At 58.7% G+C, this 25113-nt stretch carries 22 protein-coding genes; 11 read left to right on the plus strand and 11 right to left on the minus strand.

Translation table 11 applies throughout. The features are described from left to right. Positions 1-17 precede the first annotated feature (17 nt). Entirely contained in the window at positions 18-1820 is a 1803-nt protein-coding gene (locus BLT38_RS14145) for an ABC-F family ATP-binding cassette domain-containing protein (RefSeq protein WP_083345764.1), read from the plus strand. Here BLT38_RS14145 and BLT38_RS14150 read toward each other — a convergent pair whose 3' ends face one another. The 7 genes from BLT38_RS14150 to BLT38_RS14180 form a co-directional block, all read right to left on the minus strand. Further along, the gene (locus BLT38_RS14150) at positions 1821-2036 is read right to left on the minus strand and encodes a hypothetical protein (protein WP_083345765.1); all 216 of its coding nucleotides are present in this window, start codon (positions 2034-2036) and stop codon (positions 1821-1823) included. Next, on the minus strand, positions 2033-3301 hold the full coding sequence (locus BLT38_RS14155; RefSeq protein ID WP_083345766.1) for a metal-dependent hydrolase family protein: 1269 nt from the start codon (positions 3299-3301) through the stop codon (positions 2033-2035). The genes BLT38_RS14150 and BLT38_RS14155 overlap by 4 nt, the downstream gene beginning before the upstream one ends. 130 nt (positions 3302-3431) lie before the next feature. Beyond that, the gene (dgt, locus tag BLT38_RS14160; RefSeq protein ID WP_231966503.1) at positions 3432-4535 is read right to left on the minus strand and encodes a dGTP triphosphohydrolase; all 1104 of its coding nucleotides are present in this window, start codon (positions 4533-4535) and stop codon (positions 3432-3434) included. 56 nt (positions 4536-4591) lie between these two features. Further along, entirely contained in the window at positions 4592-6715 is a 2124-nt protein-coding gene (locus tag BLT38_RS14165) for a tetratricopeptide repeat protein (protein WP_083347101.1), read from the minus strand. Positions 6716-6839: 124 nt separating this feature from the next. Further along, positions 6840-8420, minus strand: coding sequence for a bifunctional phosphoribosylaminoimidazolecarboxamide formyltransferase/IMP cyclohydrolase (gene purH, locus BLT38_RS14170; protein ID WP_083345768.1), 1581 nt, complete (start codon positions 8418-8420; stop codon positions 6840-6842). 280 nt (positions 8421-8700) lie between these two features. Then, complete coding sequence (locus BLT38_RS14175; RefSeq protein ID WP_083347102.1) at positions 8701-9606, minus strand: dihydroorotate dehydrogenase; 906 nt, start codon at positions 9604-9606, stop codon at positions 8701-8703. Between the two features lie 11 nt (positions 9607-9617). Further along, on the minus strand, positions 9618-11297 hold the full coding sequence (locus BLT38_RS14180; RefSeq protein ID WP_083347103.1) for an alkaline phosphatase family protein: 1680 nt from the start codon (positions 11295-11297) through the stop codon (positions 9618-9620). Positions 11298-11414: 117 nt separating this feature from the next. Between BLT38_RS14180 and serS the strand changes: the two genes are divergently transcribed. From serS to BLT38_RS14195, 3 genes are all read left to right on the plus strand, one after another. Continuing rightward, positions 11415-12734 (plus strand): serine--tRNA ligase, encoded by a 1320-nt coding sequence (serS, locus tag BLT38_RS14185; RefSeq protein WP_083345769.1) that lies wholly within the window; start codon positions 11415-11417, stop codon positions 12732-12734. 4 nt (positions 12735-12738) lie between these two features. Then, the gene (locus BLT38_RS14190; RefSeq protein WP_083345770.1) at positions 12739-13119 is read left to right on the plus strand and encodes a hypothetical protein; all 381 of its coding nucleotides are present in this window, start codon (positions 12739-12741) and stop codon (positions 13117-13119) included. A 76-nt stretch (positions 13120-13195) separates the two neighbouring features. Next, entirely contained in the window at positions 13196-13867 is a 672-nt protein-coding gene (locus BLT38_RS14195; protein WP_083345771.1) for a LolA family protein, read from the plus strand. 10 nt (positions 13868-13877) lie between these two features. On the opposite strand, the gene BLT38_RS14200 is transcribed toward BLT38_RS14195, so the two are convergent. After that, positions 13878-14750: an amidohydrolase family protein gene (locus BLT38_RS14200; protein ID WP_083345772.1), complete on the minus strand. Its 873-nt coding sequence runs from the start codon at positions 14748-14750 to the stop codon at positions 13878-13880. A gap of 142 nt (positions 14751-14892) precedes the next feature. On the opposite strand from BLT38_RS14200, the gene BLT38_RS14205 reads away from it, so the two are divergent. The 3 genes from BLT38_RS14205 (at position 14893) to BLT38_RS14215 (ending at position 17717) form a co-directional block, all read left to right on the plus strand. Then, positions 14893-15663: an RNA polymerase sigma factor gene (locus BLT38_RS14205; protein ID WP_083345773.1), complete on the plus strand. Its 771-nt coding sequence runs from the start codon at positions 14893-14895 to the stop codon at positions 15661-15663. 163 nt (positions 15664-15826) lie between these two features. Continuing rightward, a complete protein-coding gene (locus tag BLT38_RS14210; RefSeq protein ID WP_083345774.1) occupies positions 15827-16792 on the plus strand; it encodes an anti-sigma factor family protein in 966 nt (321 codons plus the stop codon). Continuing rightward, entirely contained in the window at positions 16779-17717 is a 939-nt protein-coding gene (locus BLT38_RS14215) for a PDZ domain-containing protein (RefSeq protein ID WP_172838285.1), read from the plus strand. The genes BLT38_RS14210 and BLT38_RS14215 overlap by 14 nt, the downstream gene beginning before the upstream one ends. 70 nt (positions 17718-17787) lie before the next feature. Here BLT38_RS14215 and BLT38_RS14220 read toward each other — a convergent pair whose 3' ends face one another. After that, complete coding sequence (locus BLT38_RS14220) at positions 17788-19380, minus strand: DHA2 family efflux MFS transporter permease subunit (protein ID WP_083345776.1); 1593 nt, start codon at positions 19378-19380, stop codon at positions 17788-17790. Between the two features lie 41 nt (positions 19381-19421). Between BLT38_RS14220 and BLT38_RS14225 the strand changes: the two genes are divergently transcribed. Together BLT38_RS14225 and BLT38_RS14230 are read left to right on the plus strand one after the other, a co-directional pair. Beyond that, positions 19422-19919, plus strand: coding sequence for a MarR family winged helix-turn-helix transcriptional regulator (locus tag BLT38_RS14225; RefSeq protein ID WP_083345777.1), 498 nt, complete (start codon positions 19422-19424; stop codon positions 19917-19919). Positions 19920-19966: 47 nt separating this feature from the next. Further along, complete coding sequence (locus BLT38_RS14230; protein ID WP_083345778.1) at positions 19967-21199, plus strand: threonine ammonia-lyase; 1233 nt, start codon at positions 19967-19969, stop codon at positions 21197-21199. Between the two features lie 104 nt (positions 21200-21303). On the opposite strand, the gene BLT38_RS14235 is transcribed toward BLT38_RS14230, so the two are convergent. Together BLT38_RS14235 and BLT38_RS14240 are read right to left on the minus strand one after the other, a co-directional pair. Continuing rightward, positions 21304-22104, minus strand: coding sequence for an SDR family oxidoreductase (locus BLT38_RS14235; protein ID WP_083345779.1), 801 nt, complete (start codon positions 22102-22104; stop codon positions 21304-21306). 25 nt (positions 22105-22129) lie between these two features. Beyond that, the gene (locus BLT38_RS14240) at positions 22130-22600 is read right to left on the minus strand and encodes a MarR family winged helix-turn-helix transcriptional regulator (protein WP_083345780.1); all 471 of its coding nucleotides are present in this window, start codon (positions 22598-22600) and stop codon (positions 22130-22132) included. A 140-nt stretch (positions 22601-22740) separates the two neighbouring features. Between BLT38_RS14240 and BLT38_RS14245 the strand changes: the two genes are divergently transcribed. Continuing rightward, positions 22741-23376: an RNA polymerase sigma factor gene (locus tag BLT38_RS14245; protein ID WP_083345781.1), complete on the plus strand. Its 636-nt coding sequence runs from the start codon at positions 22741-22743 to the stop codon at positions 23374-23376. A 127-nt stretch (positions 23377-23503) separates the two neighbouring features. After that, positions 23504-25096 carry a phosphoglycerate dehydrogenase gene (gene serA, locus BLT38_RS14250; protein ID WP_083345782.1) on the plus strand — a complete coding sequence of 531 codons (1593 nt, stop codon included), beginning with the start codon at positions 23504-23506 and terminating at the stop codon, positions 25094-25096. The last annotated feature ends 17 nt before the right edge of the window (positions 25097-25113 follow it).

A 25113-nucleotide genomic window follows, 5' to 3' on the forward strand; every position in this document is an offset into this window, starting at 1 on the left:
ACCGATAAACTAGAACGATGCCGCCGATTCTTAACGCGCAATCCGTCTCGAAGCGCTATGGCGCACGTGTCCTGTTTCAGAATGTTTCGCTGGTTGTTTCTGATGGCGAACGGCTTGGCTTAGTCGGGCCGAATGGCGCTGGCAAGTCCACGCTACTGAATATTCTTGCTGGGCGCGAAGATGCCGACACCGGCGAAGTGGCCGTGCGCAAGCGCGCGCGTGTTGGCGTGATTCATCAGATCAGCGAGTTCCCTGCCGGCATGACGGTGCGCGGCGTTCTGGAGCGTGCGCTGGTGGACGGCAACGTGCCGGAGAACGAGCATGAACAGCGGCTGCGCGAGTTGATGGGCCGCACTGGATTTCCTGACGAGAACGCGGAGGCGCGGAGCCTGTCGGGCGGATGGCGCAAGCGGCTGGCCATCTGCGAAGGCGTCATCGTTGAGCCTGACGTGTTGCTTCTAGACGAGCCGACGAACCATCTTGATCTGGGTGGCATTGAGTGGCTGGAAGAATTGCTCAACTACATCCCCAGCGCGTGCGTAATTATTTCGCATGACCGCTATTTTCTTGAGGCTGTCAGCAACGAAACGGCTGAGCTGAACCGTGTGTATCCTGACGGCATCTTCCGCGTGCATGGTGCGTACTCAAAGTTTCTGGAAGAGCGCGAGTTGTACCTGGCAGCGCAGGCAAAGCAGACGGAGAGTCTGCGTAACCAGGTGAAGACAGAGATTGAGTGGCTGCGCCGCGGGCCGAAGGCTCGTACGACGAAGAGCAAGGCACGCATTGATAAAGCGCACGAGATGATTGGCGAATTGGCTGATCGTAATGCGCGCGCGCAGAAGGCATCCGCGAATATTGATTTTGTTGCTACGGATCGGCAGACGAAGCGGCTGATTGAAGCTGAGAATGTTTCCCTGGAGTTCGACGGGAAGACGGTAGTTCGTGATCTTAACTATGTGATGACGGCGCGAGCACGCGTTGGACTGGTTGGACCGAACGGCAGCGGCAAGACTACGATTCTGCGGTTGTTGACGGGTGAGTTGGAACCGACCAGCGGAACGATCAAGCGGGCGAATCAGCTTCGTGTGGTTTATTTTTCGCAGGCTCGTGAGATTGATACGTCGCTGACGCTGCGGCAGGCGTTGTCGCCTGAGGGTGATTCAGTTGTTCACAATGGGCGGCAGGTGCATGTGGCCAGTTGGGCTGCGCGCTTTCTGTTTACGGGTGAGCAGTTGAATCAGCCGGTGGAACGGTTGAGCGGTGGCGAACGCGCGCGTGTGTTGATTGCGCGGTTGATGTTGCAGCCTGCGGATTTGCTGCTGCTGGATGAGCCGACGAACGATCTGGACATCCCCACGTTGGAGATTCTGGAAGAGAGTCTGCTGGAGTATCCCGGTGCACTGGTGCTGGTGACGCATGATCGCTACATGTTGAACCGTGTGGCGACGACGGTGCTTGGCTTGGATGGCAAGGGCAACACGGAACAGTTTGCGGACTTTGCGCAGTGGGAAGACTGGATGAATGAGAAGCCAGTGGCTGCTCCACCGATTGTGGAAGTGGCAAAGCCCGTGGAAGTGGTGGAACCCGCTGCTGCGAAGAAGAAGTTGAGCTTCAACGAACAGCGTGAGTGGTCGTCACTGGAAGAGCGTATTGCCACGGCGGAATCGCGTGTGACTGCTGCGGAGCTTGCGTTGGCGAGTCCTGCGATTGCAGTGGATGCTGCAGCGCTGCAGGATGCGCTGCTGGAGCAGACGAATGCTCAAGGTGAGTTGGCGGAACTGTATGCGCGATGGGAAGTGCTGGCCGAACGCGCGATGTAATCAGCGCCACTCGGCGGGATCTTCCGCGTTGCGACGCAACGGGCGATAGAAGGTCAGATTGCAGATGACGCAGCGCCACGGATAGCGATGGAAGAACGGCATGATGTGCGTCTGCAGGATGCCTTCGCGAAGCACACGTTCGAATCGGTCGCTGCCGCAACGAGCGCAGATGCGCTTTCCCTGCTTGTCGTATCGTGCGCGAGTGAGGATGCTCATCGCTTGATCACCTCGCCATTTTTCATTACGAATTGCACGTGCGTAAGAGCGGAGATGTCTTTGATGGGATCGCCGGGAACAGCGATGACGTCTGCAAAGAAGCCGGGCTTTAACTGACCGATGCTGTTTTCCCAATCGAGAAGTTTTGCGCCGTTGATGAGGTCTGCGTGCAGGACGTCTGCAGCGCTCATGCCGTACTTCACCATGAGTTCCATCTCGCGCGCCTGTGTGCCGTGTGGGAATGGACCTACGTCAGAACCTACGGCGAAGGGGACGCCAGCCGCGATTTGCTTCTTGAATTCCGCAGCGTGAAAGGCTTCGCTTTCGCGGCGACGTTGCGTGGCTGTGGGTGATTCCGTGTGCTCTGCGAAGTATTCGCTGATGGCGAAGGTGGGCACGGCGAAGATGCCCTTCTCTTTCATCTGCTTCATGGTTTCTGACGAAAGAAAATCAGCGTGATCAACAGATGCCACGCCCGCGGCTACAGCGTAGCCCGTGCCGGGTTCTGCTGTTGCGTGGACGGCGACTCTGCTGCCGGTGCGCTTTGCTTCTGCGACGGCTGCGGTGAGTTGTTCCTGCGTGTATTGGTAGGGTGATGTGAAGACGCCGTCGTGCAGATTGTCGCGGCCGGTCTCGTACATCTTTACGAAGTCCGCGCCCTGCTTGCGCTGTTCGCGAATGGTGTGCAGGACTTCGTCTGTGCTGTCGGCGCGATCGGCATTGCTTAACAGATGTTGTTCTGGGTTCTTGCCACTGTTGTCTTCGTGGCCGCCGGTGATGTCGATGGCGTTGCAGGAGACGCGCATGCGCGGGCCGGGGATCAAGCCGCGATTGATGGCGTTGCGCACCGCAACATCCGCGCAGCCCGCGCCTTCGGTGCCCATGTCGCGTTCGGCGGTGAAGCCGGCGAGGAGGTCGTGCCTTGCTGCGTCGGCGGCGATGAGTGTGCGTTCCGGAACGCTTTCATCTACGGTTTGGTTAGCTTCGTTACCTACATGAAGGAAGAGATGCGTGTGTGCGTCGATGAGGCCGGGCATCAGCGTGGTGTCGCCGAGTTCAATGACTTCTGCACCGGCAGGATGCGTTACGTGGGTTCCTGCTTCCTTGATCCTGGTGCCTTCCACGAGCACTTCGCCCGGAGTAAGCGTCTTTCCTGCTGCTACATCGAGGATGCGTGCTGCGTGCAACACGACGGTGTGAGGCTGCTGTTGTGCAAGCAGCGCCGCGGGACAGAGCAGGGCGAAGGTTACGGAGGCAATCTTCATGCTTGTTTTCGCAGCATACGCGAGGCGATATCAGTTTTCTATGACAGTTTTTCACCCGAACGGCTTCAGCCTTTTGTCGCAAGAAGCGGCGTAGCAAGACCACGTGAGTGTTATGGCGTTGGAAGATTTACTAGCGGCGGAGCTTGGAGGCTATCCAGAACTGCTGCAGGATGTAGTTGTCTGTCATGCCTGCAATGTAGTCGGCGACGGTGCGGGGCAGGCCGTCGACGGCGCTTTCTTCGATGTAGCCTGCGGGCATGCGAGAAGGATCCTGCATGTAGAACTGGAAGAGCGTGGTGACGACGTGCTCCGCCTTGGAGTGCTCTGCTTCGAGGAAGTCGCAGGTGTAAAGCTTGCCGTAGAGATAGGCTTTTTCTTCCTGACGTTGTGCTTCCATTGCAGGAGAGAATGTGGCGACACGCTCCGGGCAGTTGCGCACATCGTCCAATGAACGCAGGCGATGCTGCATGACATTGGCCGCGGTGTTTTCAATGAGGTCGCAGGTGAGTTCGCTCTGCATGAGCTGCAGCGCTTCGTGAAAGTGGAACTTTTGCGAGACGCCGGGATGGATCTCCTGCACCTTTTCGTAAGCGCGACCCATGATGCCGATGTTGGCGCAGATGTGTTCGATTTCGAGGAGGCCGCTTTCTACGCCGTCATCGAGATCAGCGGTGAGGTATGCAATCTCATCCGCGAGGTCAATCAATTGCGCTTCGAGCGGTGGACGCTGATTGAGAAAGTATGGCTGCAACGCGGGATAGTCGATCGCGCTGTAATCGCGTGAGTGTTTCACGATGCCTTCGCGGACGCCGAGCGTGAGGTTCAATCCGCGATGCGCAGCGTACCAGTCTTCAAAGTGTTCGACGATGCGTAGCGCGTGCAGATTGTGATCGAAGCGAAGGCCGTGTTTGCGCAGGCATTGATCCAGCGCACGTTCGCCTGCGTGACCAAAGGGTGGATGGCCGATGTCGTGAACGAGTGCGAGGGTTTCAACGAGTTCTTCGTTCAGGCCGAGGCATCGCGCTACTTCGCGTGCGATCTGCACCACCTCAATGGTGTGCGTGAGCCGTGAGCGGAAGTGATCCGATTCGCGACTGGTGAAGACCTGCGTTTTGCCTGCGAGGCGACGGAAGGCACGCGCCTGCACCACGCGTTCGCGATCGCGTTCGAAACCGGGAGCACGAAGCTCCGCGGTCTCTGACCACTCACGCTGCAGCAATGCCTGCTCTGCCACGCCACGCACGCTGCATGAGCGCAGGTCGTAGCAGGCGTCGATTGGAGCAACAGTGCCTACGGCGTCACCTTCGTTCCCGCTGCGTTCTTAGCGAGTTTTACCTTTGCAGAATCAAGACGCTTGTGCAGATTGCTGACGTCGTCTGGCTCAATATCGGCGGGCAACGAGCGGCTGTACTCTGTCAGCGCGCGTTCCCACTGTGCGACTGCGGGCTTCAACTTGCCCTGTTTCTCTAACGCCTGACCAAGATGATCGTGGACGGTGGGATCGGTGGCGTTGCGTTCCACGGCCTTCTGCAACAGATCTTCCGCCATGGCGTACTCGCCCATCTTGAAGTACACCCAACCCTCGGTGTCGAGATAGGCGTAGTTCTGCGGATCAAGCTCAACTGCCTTCTTCACCATGCTGAGTGCTTCGGGCAGCTTTACGCCGCGCTCCGCGAACATGTAGGCGAGATAGTTGAGCGTCTGCGCGTTGTTGGGATCAACATCGAGCGACTTGCGGAACCATGTTTCCGCTTCGTCCTTCTTGTTTTCCTTGTCGTCAATGGTGCCGCGCAGGAACCAGAGGTAAAGCTTGTCTTCGTTGCGTGCGGAGAGCGGTTCAGCCTTATCCAGCGCGGCGTTCGCATCGTCATACTTGCGCAGACGAAGGTATGCCTGTGCCAGTGTGAGATACGTGATGCGGTCGTCCGGGCCTTTGCCATTCAACTGCTTCTTGAGCAGCGCAATGCCTTCTTCTGCTTTGCCGGTATCCGCAAGCTGGCCTGCCCAGAGCATCTGCGCATCGCGATCTTCCGGCGAAGCTTTTGCAGCTACGGCAGCGACTGCTTCTGCCTTGTCCCACTCATGCGCGTCACGATAGGCGTCAACTGCACCGCCTACACCGCGTGATTTGAACTCGCCGCCGAGCGACGTCATCTGCTTGTACGCATCCACAGCGAGGTCGATCTTGTTCTCTTCGCGATAGAGCGTGGCCAGACGATCAAGGAAGATGGCGCGGTTGTTGCGTTCGCCATCGGTGTAGCTGTTGTCAGACTTTGCGGTGGTCTGGAGAACGCCCTTCAATGCAGCTTCCGCATCCGCGTAGCGACCGAGAGCGTCGTACAGCAGAGCTTCGTTAAAGATGAGCTCTTCGTTGTCTGGAATGGAGGCTTTCGCCTTCTGCAGCGTGGCGAGGGCTGTGTCGTAATGACCCTGACGGCGCTGGATTTCGGAGATCTTGATGTAGGTCTGCGCATCCTGCGGTTCAGCGGCCAGGATGTTGTTGTAGGCCTTCAATGCATCGTCGAGCTTATCCTGCGCGAGAAGCGCGTTCGCAAGACCGTGCATGGCGTCCATGTTGTCGCCTTCGTCGTCCAACGCACGCTGGTAGGCTGCGGCAGCTTCCTTCGGCTTGTGCAACTGGTCGTAGCTGGCGCCGATGGCGAGTTCGATGCGTGCGGTGCGATCTTCAACCGGCAGAGCGGAGAGCGTGTTGACCACGCGCTGCGTGTCTCCCTGTTCGCTGTAGAGACGCGCGAGGTTCAACAGCGATTCTTCTGTGCCGCCATCGAGAGTCTGCGCTGCTTTGAACTGCTCTTCAGCCTTTACCGAATCGTGACTTACTTCGTAGAGCTGGCCAAGCAGAAGATGGTTCTCTGCGACGTTGGGCTCGAGCTTGACGAGCATTTCGTATTCGGCGCGTGCGAGGTCAACCATCTGTTGCTGCTGTGGGCCCTGCGCGTCGCCGAGCGAACGGTAGTAAATGCGACCGAGGAGGCGATGCGCTTCCAGGTCGTCGTTATTCTTCTTGATCTGGTCCTGGGAGACCTGCACGGCTTCACGGATGCGGCCAAGTTTGAAGTACAGACTTGCGAGGCCGTCCTGCAGATACGTGGAGGTGGGGTCGGCATCCAACGCGAGCTTGTACTGCTCAACGGCCTGCGTGGCATAGTCGCTACGGCCCTGCGTGGTGGCGAGTTCTTCGTAGATGTGCGCCAGGCCGTAATGGTAGTAAGCCGCGCTTGGACCTGAAGCATCCTGCGCGGCCGTAACCGGGGGCAGCGGCGCGGGTGCGTTCGTGTTCTTCTGAGCAGACAGCGGCGCCGCGGACACGAGGAGTGCCGCGGCGACCAGAGGCATCCAGCGCGAGACGCGCCGGAGGGAAGACGAGAGAACAACGTTCTGCGGACCAATCATCAGAAGAACCAATCCTTCTGCCCGGCGTCCGCTCGCTCGCGCGACCAGGCTTGCAACAGATGTGTGCTAGCAGGTTAGACGAAGACGGGGCTCCGGCGGATGCGTGCCTGCAGATACAGACACCTCAGCCGTGACGGAAGTGTCGCATTCCAGTGAAAATCATGGCAATGCCTAATTTGTCTGCCGCTTCGATGACTTCATTGTCGCGCACGCTGCCACCCGGTTGAATGATGGCGGTTGCGCCAGCGTGTGCCACTACTTCCAGACCGTCAGGGAAGGGGAAGAAGGCGTCAGACGCGGCCACCGTGCCGGTGAGCGGAAGGACTGCCTTCTGTGCGCCGAACTTTGCTGCGTCAACGCGGCTCATCTGACCTGCGCCGATGCCGACGGACTGGCCGTGGCGCTCATGCGTGCGAGCGTAAACAATGGCGTTTGATTTCACGTACTTGCAGACCGTCCACGCGAACTTCAGAGCGGTGAGTTCTTCCGGTGTGGGCTGGCGCTTGGTTACGACTTTCAGTTCCACGTCGGCCAGCGAGCCGCGATCCGCGTCCTGAAGAAGCATGCCGCCGGAGATCTGCTTGAGAGCGATCTTTGCGGGGGCGGGATCGATTTCGATGAGACGAAGGTTTTTCTTCTTTGCAAAAACTTCGACTGCTTCCGCCGTGAACTTGGGAGCGACGATGGCTTCGACGAAGAGCTTGGCGATTTCCTCTGCCGCATCTGCACCAACTTCGCGATTGATGCCGATGACGCCACCGAAGGCCGAGATGGGGTCTGCGGCGAGGGCGTTGCGGTAGGCGTCGGCTACGGTGTCGCCGGTGGCCACACCGCAGGGGTTGGTGTGCTTGATGATGGCGACGGCGGGTTCAGTGAACTCGCTGGCGAGGTCCCAGCAGGCGTCGAGGTCGACGAGGTTGTTGAAGGAGAGTTCCTTGCCCTGGAGCTGCTTCGCGTTGGCGATGCCCTTGTCTGTGCCGTCGGTGTAGACAGCGGCCTTCTGGTGCGGGTTCTCGCCGTAACGGAGCGTTCCCTTCAGAGGCAGGTTCAGGCGGAGGGACTTGGGCAGTACGTCTCCAAACGTCGCAGGCTGCTCGTGGGTGCCGTCGGGCTCGGGGAGCTTCTCCAGCGCGTTGGCGATGGCGGTGTCATACGCAGCGGTGGTGGCGAAGGCTGCCTTGGCGAGACGCCACTTGGTAGCCAGCGAGAGCGAACCGCCGTTGGCTTCCATCTCGTCGGCGATGGCGGTGTAGTCCGCTGCGTCGGTGACGATGGCGACGTCCTGGTAGTTCTTGGCCGCGCTGCGCACCATGCTGGGACCACCGATGTCGATGTTTTCGACGATCTCCGCCAGCTTGACGCCGGGCTTGGAGGCAGTCTTCTCAAAGGCGTAGAGGTTGACCACGACCATGTCGATGGGCTGGATGGCGTGCTCGTTCACTGCGGCGACGTGCTCGGCGTTGGAACGGATGTGCAAGATGCCGCCGTGAACCTTGGGGTGGAGGGTCTTCACGCGGCCGTCGAGCATTTCAGGGAAGCCGGTGAGATCGCTGATGTCGCGGACTGCGAGGCCACCGTCGCGCAGCATCTTGGCGGTGCCGCCGGTGGAGACCAGCTCCACGCCCTGCGCGTCGAGGCGCTTTGCAAAATCAAGAAGTCCTGTTTTGTCCGTGACGCTCAGCAGCGCGCGTGTGATCTTACCCATTTGCTTTACTTTCCTTCCGGAGCTTCAGCTCCGCTTCATGCATGCCGTTTTATCTCGGCATCTCATTCTGAATCAGCTAACCGATACTCGCTTCGTTCATTTCCAGAATGGGAACGCTGTTACGAAGCACTATGTTGCGGAAAACGTGAGGAAACAGATGCATGGCTACTGCGATACCGAATGTGCTGTTTTTCAGAAAGACAACAGTGAATGGATATCGCCCTTTTCAGGCCAGCCGCGTAGGTTTCAATAGCAATAGTTTAGCAAGCAGAAATAGACGCTAAGTGCGCAGACCACCGGTTAGATCGGCTGCGTTGGTCACTCCGTTGGCGGCGCACCAACGCTCGAGGCCGGTGCTGATCTTCTCTACGGCGCGGGGGTCGGCGTAGCTGGCGGTGCCCACTTCTACGGCGGTTGCTCCTGCGAGCAGAAACTCCACCGCGTCTTCTGGCTTGACGATGCCGCCCATGCCCACGATGGGGATGTTGACGGAGCGCGCTACCTCCCACACCATGCGGACGGCGATGGGCTTGATGGCCGGGCCGCTGAGACCACCGGTGACGTTGGCGATCTTTGGTTTGCGGGTTTTCACGTCGATTGCCAGCGAGAGGAACGTGTTCACCAGAGAGACGGCGTTTGCACCTGCCGCCTGGGCTACGCGTGCCATGCCGCCGATGTTGGTGACGTTGGGCGACAGCTTCACCATGAGCGGGCGCTTGGAGATGTTTTTGCACTGGTGAACGAGGTCGCCGAGAGAGTCGGGGTCTGTGCCGAAGACCATGCCGCCGTGTTTGGTGTTGGGGCAGCTTGCGTTCAGTTCGTACATGGCGATGCCTTCGGCGTCGTTCAGGCGCTCGATGACACCGAGACAGTCTTCAATGGTGTAGCCGAAGACGTTTGCGATGCAGACGACGCCGGGCATGCGGCGGATGCCGGGCATCTTGTCTTTGATAAATGCTTCAACGCCGATGTTCTGCAGGCCGATGGCATTCATCATGCCGGAGGAAGTTTCGATGATGCGGGGCGCCTTGTTGCCGTCCATGGGGTGGAGGGACAAGCCTTTGGTGACGAAAGCGCCGATCTTTGCGAGGTCGAGGATTTCCTCGAACTCCACGCCGTAGCCGAAGGTTCCACTTGCAGCGATGACCGGCGATCGCATTGCGACGCCGGCCACCTCTACTGTCATGTTGGGCTTGCTCACTTCTTCAGTGTAGTAGCTGGCACCGTGGTCCGTTCGGGTTTCAATGCTTCGATGCGTACTGTTCCCACAGCCGCGGAAGGGCGATTGATGCGCAGCAGTGAGGCGAATGTTGCTGCGATATCTACCGGCTGCACCATGTTGCGATAGGTGCCGGGCTGGAAGGGAGCGCCGTAGAAGTCCAGCGGCACGTGGCGGTCGTACGAGTTCTGCGAATAGTGCGTGGTGCCGGTTTCCGAACCGTAGTACTGGTATGCGCCGAAGTTCAGATGGACAGCCCAGCGGACCACGGGCGAGTAGCTGTGAAGTTCGCGGCGGCCCTGATCGGTGTCGGGGACCTGACCGTTGCGAAGCTGGGTTGCGGTGTAGACGTACTGCACGCGCATGGGTTCGGGGAGGCGTCCGCCAACGGCACCGGCGTGCTGCGCGGTGTCGCGTGGCTGGCTGACGAAGTAGTCAAAGACAGCCTTGGAAGTGGCTTCTTCTGCCTGCTCTTCCGTGATGCCCTGCGCCTCGAACGGTTCGGGATCGATCTGCAACCAGGGCGATTCGCCACCGAGGACGTACTTCACGTTGCTCTTGGGCTTGAACTTGTCGTGCAGTGCCTTTTCCACGAAGTCATACAGCGGCTTGGTGGCGATGCCACGTGCAGGCATGCCCATGCCGATGGCCGCGTTGACACTGGCGGAAACGCCGTGGTCGCCCGTGAGGGAGACGTAGACGTTCTTCAGGCCGACGGTTTGGTCGATCCAAGTGAAGAAGCGGTCGAGTTCCACGTCAGTTGCGTCGACCAGGGCGCGCTGGTGGCCTTCGTCCGGACCGTAGCGGTGACCGGCAATGTCAGTGGACGAGATGGAGATGGTGATGAGGTCGGTGACGCCATCGGGGTTATGGCCGAGGTGCTCGTTCTGGATGAGCGCCTTCGCGAAGTCGAGCTGGTAGGCAACACCCTGCTGCGTTGCACCTACGAGTTCGTAGAAGCTGCCTTTCGGGATGTTCGAAGCTGCGCGCGCCTTGGCGACTTCCTCGCCCTTATTGAAGTCTTCTACCCATGACGGGAGCTGGTTCATCCAGTAGGTGGAGGTGATCCAGCGGCCGGATTCATGGTCGGTCCAGAAGGCTGCCTTGGTGGCGTGGCCACTGGTGAGGATGGCAGCGCGGTCCTTTAGCGAGACGCCGTAGACGCGGGCTTTGCCGCCGGTCGCGAGAACGAGTTCATCGCCCAGTGTGGAAGCGACCTGGAAGTGGGGCGATGCGCCGGGGGAAGTCTTGGCCCCGGGGGCTTCGCCCACGATGGTGTAGCGGTCGTCGTCAATGGACTGGACGGAGCGAATCTTGCCGTCGGGGCCCTTCTCATACCAGTCGTTGACGGGGATGCCGTGGCCGTCTGTATATGCACCGGTGCCGATGGTGGAGTGGCCGGGGCCGGTGACGAGGTTTGCGTAGTCGTAATAGCAGTCGGTGTAATGCACGCCCTGCTTCAGGAACAGGTTCCAGCCGTTCTTTGCCTTAAAGTCGGTGCGCCAGCGGTCCAGGTAGTCGCCGCGAAACTGGTCGAAGACGAGTTCAACAACGAGTTTGGGCGAGCCGGTGTAAGCCTGTGCGTGGAGCGCGGGCACGGCTGCAGACGCAAGGGCAGCAACGAGCAGAGAGGCAGCAAAAGATCGGAACGAACGCATGCAGACATGGTACTGCGATGCTTGCGGCGAATCCTTACAGGATTCTGACAATTGCGTCAGAGACTGCCATCGGCGAGTTGTGACGCCTAAAGCGCCCGGAACCGATACCATAGAGGAATGCTTGATCTTGCATACGTCCGGGGCAATCTCCCGGAGGTGGAAGCTGCGCTTCGCCGCCGTAACGCTGACCCCGTCGCCCTACTGGGCGATTTTGCCGCCATCGACTCCGCCCGCCGCGAGGCCATTACTGCCGTGGAGCAGTTGAAGGCGAAGCGTAACCGCCTGTCAGAAGAGATTGGCAAGCTGAAGCGCACGGGTGGCGATGCCACTGCGCTTACCGAGGAAGTCCGCGCTCTGCGCGAGGAATCGGAATCACTGGAAGCCGCCGCCACTGCGCATGATGCGAAGTTGCGCAACATTCTGGAAGCTATCCCGAACATCCCAGACGCCAGCGTTCCTGATGGCAAGGATGAGACCGGCAACAAGCTGGAAAAGAGCTGGGGTGAGCCGAAGGCGCTTGCCCATGCGAAGCCGCACTGGGAGATTGGCGAAGCGCTGGGCGTGCTGGACTTTCAGCGTGCCGCGAAGATCTCTGGCTCGCGTTTTGTGGTGCAGGTGGGTGCGGGTGCTCGTCTGGAGCGCGCGCTGGCAAACTTCATGCTGGATCTGCACATTAACGAGCATGGCTACACGGAAGTGATGCCGCCGGTGATGGTGAACTCACAGTCGTTATTTGGGACTGGTCAGTTGCCGAAGTTTGCGGAAGACCTGTTTCACTGCGATGACAAGGGCGCTTACGTTCCGGGCGAGTTGCAGGACAACGATCACTGGCTGATTCCGACTGCGGAAGTGCCGGTGACGAACCTGTATCGCGACGAAACGATTGAGCTGAACCCGACGATCAGCTATTGCGCTTACACACCATGCTTCCGCAGCGAAGCGGGCAGCTATGGGCGCGATGTGCGCGGCATGATTCGTCAGCACCAGTTTCAGAAGGTGGAACTCGTCAAATTCACCACGCCTGATAACAGCATGGCCGAGCTGGACAAGCTGACGCTGAATGCTGAGGCTGTTTTGGAGAAGCTGGGACTTCCCTATCGCCGTATGCTGCTCTGCACGGGTGACATGGGTTTTGGATCGATGAAGACCTACGATCTGGAAGTTTGGCTACCGAGCCAGAACACGTATCGCGAGATTTCTTCGTGCAGCAATATGGGTAGCTTCCAGGCTCGTCGTGCGAACATTCGCTATCGTCCTGCGGGGCAGAAGAAGACGGAATTTGTGCATACGCTGAACGGCAGCGGTCTGGCTGTGGGGCGCACGTATCTTGCGATTCTGGAAAACTATCTGCAGGAAGATGGCAGCGTCCGTGTACCGGATGTGCTGGTGCCGTACATGGGCGGATTGACCGTAATTACCAAGCAGGCAGGGCTATAAGACGATGCTGAAGACACTACGCAGCTACCTGTTCTGGACGTATGAGCGCGGCAGCTTTCACTATGACGTGATGGTGACGCTGATTCTGTTGTTCATCTTTGTATCGCCGCACTTCATTAACTATCGTGATCGTCCGGTGTACAACCTGCCTTCGCAGATCATGGTCCAGAACGATGGGACAGGCAGCATTACCTACGAGGTGAAGCAGGCCGATGTGGAGCAGAGCCTGCAGCACGTCTCCGGCAACGACCCTGAAAAGCGTATGCGCAGAGCGTTGCGCCGGCTGATTGAGCCGATTGCAGGCGATGTTCTGATTGAACGCTATGAGCCGATCAATGGCGTAGATGGGCAGATTACGTCGTACCGCGTCTGGGCTCATCGTTAATATCGCAACGCCGCTGACGCAGCCATCCCGCTCAAACCTGTGTCTAATGAATTGGTTTGAGGGCCACAGGAGCAAGATGACTTTTTTTGCACGCACGACCGCCGCAGCCGCCATTGTTCTGAGCACCTTTACCGCCGCGCATGCGGCCAATGATCCGGCGCTGGATAAGACATTGCGCGACCTGGACGCGGCCTCCGCGAAGTTTCAGAGCGCCGAAGCTGACCTGCGTTGGGACCAGTTTGAAAAGGTAGTTCGCGAGACCACGTCGCAGTACGGCTCGATCTACTTTCTTCGCAAGTCCGGATATACCGAGACAGGTGCGATGCTTTCGCCCAAAGCTGGCGCGCCGACGACAAAGTATCTGCACTTTGCCAACGGCAAGGGCGATCTGTATGACACGATCTCAAAGAAGTCGACACCCTTCAACGCCGGGCAAGACAAGGCGCGCGCTGAGAGCTTCCTGACATTGGGCTTTGGTGGCAGCGGTAAGGACCTGGAGAAGGCCTGGACGATTACGCAGCAGGGCGTGGAAACAGTTGATGGTGTTTCGACTGCGAAGCTGGACCTGGTGCCGAAGGATGCGTCCGTGGCGAACATGTTCACGCACATCACGATCTGGGTGGATACGACACGCGGGATCTCGCTGAAGCAGCTTTCGTATACGCCCGAAGGTGACACGCGCACGGCGTATTACACGAACATTCGCTACAACAAGCCGGTGGATACGAAGAAGTACGCGAAGAAGTAGTCTCCCCCGGCTATTTCAATCCAAACAGTTTGGCGGCGTTGTCGTGCAGGATGGCTTTTTCTTCCTGCGCGGTGAAGCCCATGGAGCGGACGGCTTTGAGCGCGGCGCCGGGGTTGTCGACTGGCCAGTCGGAGCCGAAGAGGAAGTGATCGGTGCCGATCTTTCTGATTGTCCAGACGAGTTCCGGCACGACGGGCGAACCTTCATAAGCGACGGCAATCGCTGACAGGTCAAAGGAGACGTTCGTTGCCATGCCCAGCTTGCTCATCTGCGCAAAGGTGAGTGCTTCGCGGAATTGCGAGAAAAACATGTGCGCCAGGACGATGTGCGTCTGCGGATGCTGCACGGCCAGCAGCAGAAATTTGCCGGGCTGGCTGGGGTCCCACGGTTTGTAGGAATCGAAGAGGATGGCGATGCCCAGCTTGCCGCATTCCTCTGCCATCGCTCCGACTGCCGGGTCCGAGACGTCGAAGTTCTGGGAGTTGGGGTGGAGTTTGATCTCGTGAACGTCAAGTTTCGCCAGACGGCGGAGTTCTTCGAGGGCGGCTTCGCCGTCCAGTGGATGCACCGACGGGACGGCGTAGAAACGCCCCTGCGACGCAGCCGCTACTGCTAACACCTTGTCATTATTGGCGCGGGTCTGCTCTGGTTGCCCTTTGGCTGCGATGACGATCAGGGCGCTTTGGCGGATGCCAGCCTGTGTGTCCAACTGCAGCAGTTTTTCCGTGCCTATGGGCTGATCCGCTTTTAACGCATCGCCGTCGCCGAAGCGGATGTGGGCGTGCGCGTCAATTACTGGGCCTTTGTACTGCTGGGCGAAGCCGTGGCCACTGGAAATAGCAAATACAAGAAGTGCAACTGCTGCAGGGAGGATTCGTTTCATAGCTCGCGGATACGTATGGGATCGTGGGGCGGTTCCTGATTTTTCTTCTGATGTGCTGGCGTGCGGGCCGGAACTAACCTTTTTTGAGTTGCAGGGTCTATCACAACAAGATCGATCTTCTGGCTTCCGGAGTCAGCGCACGATGGGTACACAGGTTGTTGGCAGTGGTTTGGCGGCGGGCACTTTGAACGACCCGACCGTAGGAAGTGTTTTCAATGCAGGCGGTGCGTTCGCACCGGGCGTGGTCGCGGTAGAATCGCCAGCAGTGGCGAAAGTAGCGGCAGGTCGGGCAGGACGAGCGGCGCTAACACCGGCGCAGATCGAAGCGCGGGCGCAGCAACGTCTGGAAGATGACGAGTTGATCCGTCAGGCCCAGAAGGGCCAGCGCGACGCGTTTGACCAGCTTGTACGTCGGTATGATGGCGCCGTGCTTCGGCTGGCACTGCATATGCTTGGAAATGAACAAGATGCGCAGGACGTTCACCAGGAAGCGTTTCTGAAAGCGTACCGGCATCTGCAGAATTTTCGGTTTGAGTGCTCGTTTTACACGTGGCTGTACCGGATTGTGACGAATCTTTGCCTGGACGCGCTGCGTCGGCGTAAGAGCCGCCGCGAAGATCCGAGCATCGTCACCGACAGTTCGGGCGACACGATTGACCTGATGAGCAGCGTGAGCGACGACCGCGCCGGGGCCAATCCGGACCTGGAGCTGAAGCGCAAGACTTTGAACCGGCGCATTGAACAGGCGCTAGACCAACTGACCCCGCGCGAGCGGACAGTGTTTGAACTGAAGCACTACCAGGGCCTGAAGCTTCGCGCCATTGGCGAGATGCTGCAGACAACTGAAGAGACGGCGAAAAACACACTCTTCCGAGCAACACGTAAATTGCGCGCCAATCTGGCAGACGCATAAAAGCACCAAAGAACGCATCAAGACGTTCCCAGCACGACGCAGCACCACCCACCGGCAAAGTCCGGGGCAAATCAGACGGCAGGCGATAGCGTTTTCGAAACGTTACGACCCGCCGCCGCAAAGCAACAACTTTCAGGAAGCCATACACAAGGAACACAGCGTCATGAAGTGCGATGAGGTAAAAGATCAACTGATTCTGCTGGCTTACGACGAGATCCCTGAAGAGGATCACGCGGAGCTTCAGCTGCATCTGCGGAACTGTAGCGATTGCCAGGCCGAGGCGGATGCCATGGCCGAGCTGACCGCTCTTCTTGCTGAGCAGAGTCGACCCGAAGTCCCTGCCAACCTGCTGGCTGCCAGCCGTCTGCGACTGGATGAAGCGCTGGACGAAGCCAGCCAGAGCACGTGGCGGATGCGTTTGCGAAATACCCTGGTGGGTACTTGGCAGCATCTGTACGCCGCGCCCGCGCTGGCAACGTTGCTGGTGGGTGTTGGATTTTTGAGCGGCAACCTGCTCACGCGTTATCAGTTAGCCACCACCCCGATTCCCCAGCCTGCCGTGGTCTCCATGAACGACACGGAAGGTGCAGTCAGCAATATCAGCGGTATTCTTCCGTTGCCCGATGCTGACCGCGTGGAAGTTCGTTACAACCGCGTTGTCCCCATGACCATGCAGGGCCGTCTGGATGATCCGCAGGTGCGTCAGTTGCTGACGCTGGCGGCTCAGAAGGGCCTGAACAACGACGTGCGTGAAACCAGCGTGGACTTGCTGGCGAAGGAATGTGTTGCCGGACACCGCTGCGAACATGGTGACGGCGACCGCACGGGCGTACGTGATGCGCTGCTGGTAAGCCTTCGCTACGACAAGAGTGCGACGGTTCGTCTGCGTGCACTGGAAGGTCTTCAACGCTTCATTGGTGAAGATCAGCGCGTGCGCGATGCTGTGCTGGAAAGCCTGATGCACGATTCCAACGCCGATGTGCGCACGCGCGCCATTGCCATGTTGGAACCGGTGGAAGGCGATACCAGCGTGCGTCAAGTACTGCACACGGTTTCCACGCAGGACGATAACCCCTACATCCGCAATGCATCGATGCAAGCGCTGGGGAATATCGATGGCATTCAGTAACCTGGCTGCGGCTGCGATTTCCCTTACGTTGCTTGTAGCACCGGTTGCACAAGCGCAGGAAGTACTGGTGTGCTCGTTGGAGGCTCCGCCCATGTATGGCGCGGGTGCCGGCGGACACAACACACCTGTGCAGGGCTACCTGGGCATCATGTTTCACGATGTTTCGGACTCCACCTACAACTCGCAACACCTAAGAGACAAACGGGGTGCAGAGATTGTGATGGTGGATCATGACGGTCCTGCTGGTAAGGCTGGCTTGCGTGAGCACGACGTTGTTCTTAGTCTGAACGGCACTACCGTGGAAGGCGAAGAGCAACTGCGGAAGCTGCTGCATGACATGCAACCGGGCAGAACCATTTCAATTTCCGTCTGGCGCGATGGCACGGAGCGTTCGTTGTCCGCCACGCTCTCAACGCGTGAGGAAGTCGATAAACAGGCACGGTTGCAACGCTGGACTGTTCCCAATCCCGACGAAACTACAGCTTCTACGGAACCCGCTCCTCCCCCGCCAGCACCGAAGAGTAATAGTGTGTTTAGCCATTCGTTCATGTCCAGCCACCTGTTGCCGATGATGCCGGTTTATACCGGCGCCACGGTGGATACGATGGGACCGCAGCTTGCAGACTACTTTGGCGTGAAGGATGGCAATGGTTTGCTGGTACATGCCGTAGAAGGCAATAGCCCTGCCGCAGCCGCAGGCCTTCATGCTGGCGATGTGATTACTCGCATGAACGGCAACCGCGTGAATACCGAGAAGGATTGGACGCGGGCGCTGCATGAGGGCAAGGGCAAGCCCATCACCATGATTGTTGTGCGCGACCGCAGAGAACAGACGCTGACGATGGTGCCGGACGGCAAGAAACGCAGCGAAGTATCAGAACCCAAAATTGGTCCAGACAACGAACCGATGCTCATGATGCCGTAAGGTTTTCGCAGAGATAAAGAAGGGCGCGGATGAGATCCGCGCCCTTTCTGTTTGTGTGTATGCCGGCAGCTTAGTGACCGCCCATCTGCTCCGGATCGACCTTGGCGTTCTTCGGTGGCAGTCGCATCAACCAGACCAACGGCGACAAGCCCATAACCACCCATGCAAGCATGGCGAAGGCGTTCTTGTACGCGATCATGGTGGCCTGTTGCGCCATCTGTCCGAAAGCCGATGCCATGGCCATTGGTTGCGCCTGTGCGTAGGTTGTATGCGTGGCCGCAGCGAAGCGGCTTACATAGGCCTGCAACGCATAGCTGCCAGCGGTGATGTTCGCACCCAGGTTGCTCATGTGCACCTGCGCGGAACGTGCAAGGTACGTGGTGAGCAGCGCCGTTCCCGCCGATCCGCCGATGTTTCTAGCGAAGTTTGAGAGCGACGAAATCTGGTTGCTCTTCTCTCTCGGCACACCGACGTAGTTCAGCGTGGAGATGGGGATGAAGATGAACGGAAGGCCGATGACCTGCAACATACGCCACAGCGTTACTGTTCCGAATGAGCTGTAGAGGTCCAACCGCGTGAGGTTATACAGACCCGCAGCGACGGCGAGATAGCCAAGCATTACCGTCAGTCGCGGATCGCCTTTGCCCAGCGTTTTGCCTGCGACAGCCATCATGACCATCATGACCAGACCGGCCGGACTGAGCACTTTACCGGCAAGCTCAGCGGTGTAACCAAGCATCGTTTGCAGATACTGCGGGATCAACACAGTCGATCCGAACAGCACCATGCCGAGCACCAGTTGCAGGAAGACAGCTGTACCGAAGTTTCGGTTCTTCAACAGCTTCAAGTCCACGATGGGATCAGGATGATTCCACTCCCAGAAGACGAAGAAGATGAGGATGATGACGGCGAGTGCAGCGGTGAGTTGAATCTCACCGGAGCCAAACCAGTCCTTCTCCTGTCCCTTGTCCAGCGTGAATTCCAACAGGCCCACGCCGAGGGCAACGCTGATGAGGCCGATGAAGTCGACGGGATCTTTGCGCTTGGTGCGCGCGATGAGCTCTGGTGGGTCTTCCACCATGCGGTTCGACAGATACAGCGACAGCAGGCCGAAGGGCAGGTTGATGAAGAAGATCCAGTGCCAGTTGTAGTTGTCCGTTAGCCATCCGCCCAGCGTGGGGCCGATGGCGGGCGCCACGACGACTGCCGCGCCGTACATGGCGAAGGCCTGGCCACGTTTTTCAATGGGGAATGTATCGGCCAGGATGGCCTGTTCGCTGGGAGCGAGACCGCCACCGCCAAGTCCCTGCAAGATGCGGGCAAGGATGAGGAACGGCAGCGTGGGCGCGAGGCCGCACAAGAGCGAGCACGCCGTGAACATGACCACGCAGGTCATGTAAAAACGCTTGCGCCCGATGCGATTAGAGATCCACCCGGAGATGGGAAGGATGACGGCCGACGCAACCAGATAGCTGGTGAGCACCCAAGTGGCTTCATCCTGTGAAGCGCCCACGGAGCCTGCAATATGCGGCAGTGCTACGTTCGCAATGGATGTATCCAGCACCTCCATGAAGGTGGCGATGGTGACAGTCATGGCCACGAGCCAGGGGTTGTGCTTCGGCTTCCATACTGCTTCGTGATGGGTTGTAGTCGTTGCAGCCATATCAGGTTACTGATATATAGAGTATCAGGGACCTGATATCGATGCGGAAATCGAAACAGGAAATTCGGGACGAGGCGGCGCTTCGCATTTCGCTTGCGATGAAGCGGCTGGTCAGCACAGGACGCCTGCTGCTTGAGGCGGAACTGGAGCCCGATGGCATTACGCTGGCACAGTTGCGCATGCTGAAGACGCTGGAGGAGACCGCGGAGCTGTCGTCTGCGGAGCTGTCGCGCGCCTGTTTTGTGACACCGCAGAGCATGCAGACGCTGGTTGCCCGAGCCGAGCGCGAGGGGTGGATCAAGCGGTCCCCTTCACCGCAGAACCGCCGCATCCTGACCACGACGCTGACAGCGAAGGGGCGGGGTGTGCTGGAACGCGGCATGGAGCTGTGGAAAGTCATCAGCAGGGAGATGTGGGGCGGAATTCAGCTGTCTGAGATGGAAGAGCTGCACCGGATTCTGAATCTGGCTGTGGACCACCTGCAGCCTCGCCTGAACAACCTGCATGACCGCCCCATGCTGAAACATGGTCCTGTTTAGGTTCCCTCTGTCTGCATTAGGCGATTTACCCTAGTAGGCAGACGCAAATGCCATCCGTAAAAACTGAACTCGCCATTACACTTGCCGACGTGGAGGCCGCGCGTGAACGCGTGCGCGACGCCGTGTACTACACGCCCTGCGCCTTTTCACACACACTGACGGAACTTACCGGGCAGCAGGTCCACCTGAAACTGGAAAACCTGCAGATGACCGGCGCTTTCAAGGAGCGCGGTGCGCTGAACCGAATTAGCCTGCTCACGCCGGAACAGGCGCAGCGCGGTGTGATTGCGGCATCGGCCGGAAACCATGCACAGGGTGTGGCTTATCACGCAACGCGTCGCGGCATTCGGTCCACAATTGTGATGCCCGAGCCCACGCCGATGGTGAAGGTGAATGCGACTCGCCGATTTGGGGCGAATGTGATTTTGCATGGGCCGAACTACGATGCCGCCTATGCGGAAGCACGCAGGATCTGCGATGCAGATGGATCCACTTTCATTCATCCGTTTGACGATGCTGAGGTCATCGCAGGCCAGGGCACGATCGGCCTGGAGATGCTGGAACAGGTGGATGGGCTGGAAGCTGTCGTGGTTCCCATCGGTGGCGGTGGACTGATTGGCGGAATTGCCTGCGCGGTGAAGTCGCGCAATCCGAATATTCGCGTGGTGGGCGTGCAGACTTCGCGACTGCCCAGCATGAAGGCTGCGGTGGACGCGGGTCATCCCGTTACGATTGACGCTGCAACGACCATTGGCGACGGCATTGCCGTGCGCCGTAGCGGTGACATTACGCTGCCGCTGGTGCAGAAGTACGTCGACGAAATCGTCACCGTGGATGAGGACGAGATTGCTGCGGCCATCCTCGTTCTGCTGGAACGTGAAAAGACGTTGGCGGAAGGCGCGGGTGCTGCTGCGCTTGCTGCACTGCTGCAGAAACGGACTTCGCTGAAGAATGCGAAGACTGCTGTTCTGGTGGGTGGCGGCAACATTGACGTTACCCTGCTGAGCCGCATCATTGAACGCGGTTTGGTGCAGGATGGACGTTTGATCCGGTTGCGGATTCACCTGCTGGACCGTGCGGGCGCGTTGCAGGACCTGACCACGTTGATTGCGAAACATGGCGTCAATATTGTGGATACGCTCTATAACCGCGCTTATTACGGCGTAAACCTGGGCGACACCACGATCGACATCACCATGGAAACGCGTGGGCGTGACCAGGTGGAAGAGTTGTTGAATGCGTTGACCGAGGGTGGCTATCGGCACTCGCGAGTGCTGTAGGTACTTCGGTACTTCGTACCGTACTCGACGCCTTCGGCGTGATGACAAACGAAAAGGGATGCGAGTTAATCGCATCCCTTTTTCTTTTGTTGAGGATTGGATGATCAGAGGTTCAGCTTTTTGAAGACGGAGTCTGGGATGGCGCGGACTACGGCCATGATGGGACGCCACTTGGCGGGGACGTACATGACGCCGCCTTCACCCTTGGCGATCGCGTTGGCAATGTCCTTCGCTACGGCGTTCACGTCTGCGAACTTTTCACTGCCGGGCATGCCCGCCGTCATCGCGGTCTTTACTGGGCCGGGCTTGATGGTGAGCACTCCGACACCATCGCGGTCGATACGGTTACGCAGGCCGTCGACGAAAGCTGTCAGGCCAGCTTTTGACGCACCGTAGACATAGTTGCTCTTGCGGCCACGATCGCCGGCCACGGATGACAACACTGCCAACGTGCCGCGTCCCTGCTTCAAGCAGAAGTTCGCCAACCATGTGAGCATGCTTACCGGTGCAGTGAGGTTGGTGTGCAGAATCTGTTCGGCGTGGGCTACGTCCGTTTCTGCTTTGGGCTGTTCGCCAAGAATGCCGAAGGCGAGATACGCCACATCCAAACCGCCGAGTTGGGTGATGGCATGCGCCAGCAGGCCGGGATGATCTTCAAGACGGTCCAGATCTGTGGCGGCGATATCGACAAAGGCCGCGCCGCGAACGCGAAGATCGCCTGCCATGGCGCGCAGCTTCTCCTCAGAACGGCCTACGAGGAAGAGGTTGGCTCCCTCCGCGGCCCAGATGCGGCAGGTGGCTTCCGCGATGCCGCTGGTGGCACCTAAAACTAAGTAACGCTTGGGGTTATGCGAGAGATCGCGCGTTGGCAGGGGGGCTTCTAATACTGTTGCTGTTTCAGCCATCGTTCGTCATTCCTCAAAGAGGAGACTAACAAACGTCCTTTGCGGGCGGTTTATAACCGGCCTTGCGCAGAAGATTGATCAATGTCTGCTGCTCGTCGCGGCTGAGCTTTTCCATCAACAATTTGCTGGCTTCCAGATGCACGTCCAGCATGCGCTGGCTCAGGCGTTGGCCCGCTGGCGTGAGATGAACGCGCACGATGCGACGGTCCTCTTCCGAGCGTTGCCGAACCACCTGCTTCTTCTGCACCAGGCGGTTGATCACGCTAGTGGCCGTGCTGAGTGGGATGTCCATGAAATCCGCAAACTCTGACATAAGCGACGGCCCATGCTGATTCAGCCAGCCAAGCGCACGGCCTTCCTGTGGAGTGGTCTTGATTTTCTGAAGGGAACGAGAACCGGGTGCCAGAGACATTTGCCGGAACATGCCATACAAAGCGCGCAGAAACTCCATGGGGGTAGTTTCATCAACGGGCGGCGTGGCGGACGTGCGTGGCATCTTGGCTCATCCTAAGCGCACTTCTCCCCGCTTGAAAAGGTTCGATGCCGTAATGACACAAAATTTTCCAAAATAATACGGAACCGGGATACTTCGATTGTCGTACTATTGAAAAATCGAAGTACCGGAGTTGCTTCGCCATGGCCCTTACGGAAACTGCCCTTTCCCCCGCCGAAATCCTTTCTGAACGCCGCCGCATTGCTGCAGGCCTACGTCGCCAGGATCCGGACCTGCTGCAGGAATTGATTGACCGATACAAGCACCGCCTCATGCGTTACCTGTGCAGCCTGACTGGCCGAACCGATTTGGCCGAAGACCTCTTCCAGGAAACATGGATTCGCGTGCTGGAACGTGGCCATCAATACGACGACCGAGGCGACTTTGACGCCTGGCTGTTTACCGTGGCCCGCAATCGCGCGCTGGATCATTTCCGCCGTCGCAGCACGGTTTCGCTGGACGAGATGATGCATCCAGACGATGAGGGTTCCACCGCGTTCGACCCGCCCGCGGCAGATCTTTCGCCGCTGGAGGCCTTTCGGCTGGCCGAGCAGTCCTGTTTACTGCACGCCACCATGGACCGATTGCAGCCAATCCACCGGGAAGTGTTGCAGATGCACTTCTATGAAGACCTGACGATGCGTGAAATTGCCGAAAAGACCGGTATTCACATGCCGACGGTGAAATCGCGGCTGTACCGGGCAATTGGTTTCTTCGAGCAGTTTTTGCGGGAAGCGCTGACCGGTGGCGGTGCTCCCGTGACGATTGCATTGCACTAAATGTGCGTCCTTCGGACAAGACGGAACGGTTGGCTACAATAAAGGGGAACCTGTTTCATTCCGGACCGGTTGTTTTCGCCGCGTCCATGCACTGTTCCGTCCATCCAAGAAGGAAAATATCGCAGCGATGAAGATCGTACTTGCCGAAAAGGTTTCGCCCGCCACCCTTGCCGTCTTCCAGCAGGAACCAAGCTGGAAGGTTGTCACCGCAGACAAGATCACCAATTTGGAAGCTGAATTGGCCGATGCCGATGCGCTCGTCGTCCGTTCGGCCGTGCAGGTGACGGCAGAGTTGCTGGAGCATGCGCCGAAGCTGCGTGTGATTGGCCGCGCCGGTGTAGGCGTGGACAACATTGATGCGGACGCTGCCACCAAGCGCGGCATTGTGGTGATGAACACGCCGGGCGCAAACGCCGTGGCCGTCGCCGAGCTAACGCTGGGCCTGATGATCACCATGGCCCGCCAGATCCCCAAGGCAAACGCTGCGCTGCACAACGGCAAGTGGGAAAAGAAGTCGCTGCAGGGCACGGAACTGCGCGGCAAGACGCTGGGCATTGTGGGCCTGGGTCGCATTGGCCTGGAAGTGGCTCGCCGCGCACGTTCGTTCGGCATGGAGATCATCGGTTATGACCCGTTTGTTGCGCCGGTGATTGCGCGCGAGAACGGTGTGACGCTGGTCGACATTGACACCATCTTCAAGGGCAGCGACTACCTGACTCTGCATGTGGGTCTGACCCCGCAGACGGAAGGCCTGATCAACAAGCACTCCATCGCGATCATGAAGAAGGGCATCCGCATTGTGAACTGCGCACGCGGTGAACTGATCATGGATGAGGCGCTGGCGGAGGGTCTGACGAACGGTACTGTGGGTGGCGCGGCACTGGACGTCTTCCGGCAGGAGCCGCTGAAGGAGTCGCCGTACTTCGGTATCGACAACATCATTCTTACGCCGCATCTGGGCGGATCGACCGACGAAGCACAGGAAGCCATCGGCATCCAGTTGGCTGAGCAGGTCAGCGCCTATCTGAAGGATGGTGTGGTGCAGAACGCAGTCAATGTACCGTCGCTATCGCGTGAAGAATACGTAGAAGTGGCGCCTTACATTGATCTGGCGCAGCGCCTGGGCACGTTCCTTGGTCTTGCCACACCGGGCAACCTAGAGAACATGGACATTGCTTATGCGGGTCGCATTGCCACCGGCAAGACCGATCTGATCCGCAACGCTGTCATCAGCGGTGTGCTGAGCGATTCTGACGTGAACAGCATCAACGCGACCGCTGTAGCGAATGAGCGCGGTATCCGTGTGCAGGAAGACAAGAAGGAGTTTGCCAGCGGTGGCGCGGGTTCTGTGCTGAAGCTGACGCTGCATTCGGCTGAGGGCGATGCGTCTGCGTCCGCAACGGTGCTGCATGGCAACGCTCCGCGTCTGCTGTCGCTGGATGGCATTGACATTGAAGCGCCGCTGACGGGCACGCTGCTGGTCTTCCGCAACCATGACGTGCCGGGTGTTATTGGCCGCATTGGTACTGTGATTGGCGAACATGGCGTGAACATTGCCAACTTCGCACTGGGCCGCAGCGTTCGTTCGCAGCGTGTGCCACAGGGACAGGCCATGGCTGTGGTGCAGATTGAGGCTACGCCGGAGAAGGTGTCAGAGCTGATCCATGCACTGCGCAAGGTGGACGCTATTGCCAGCGTTCGCGCTGTCGAACTCTCGTAAGGCATTTCAGGAAAGGA

The sequence above is a fragment of the Terriglobus roseus genome, from assembly GCF_900102185.1.
In the GTDB taxonomy this organism is placed as follows: Bacteria; Acidobacteriota; Terriglobia; order Terriglobales; family Acidobacteriaceae; genus Terriglobus; species Terriglobus roseus_A.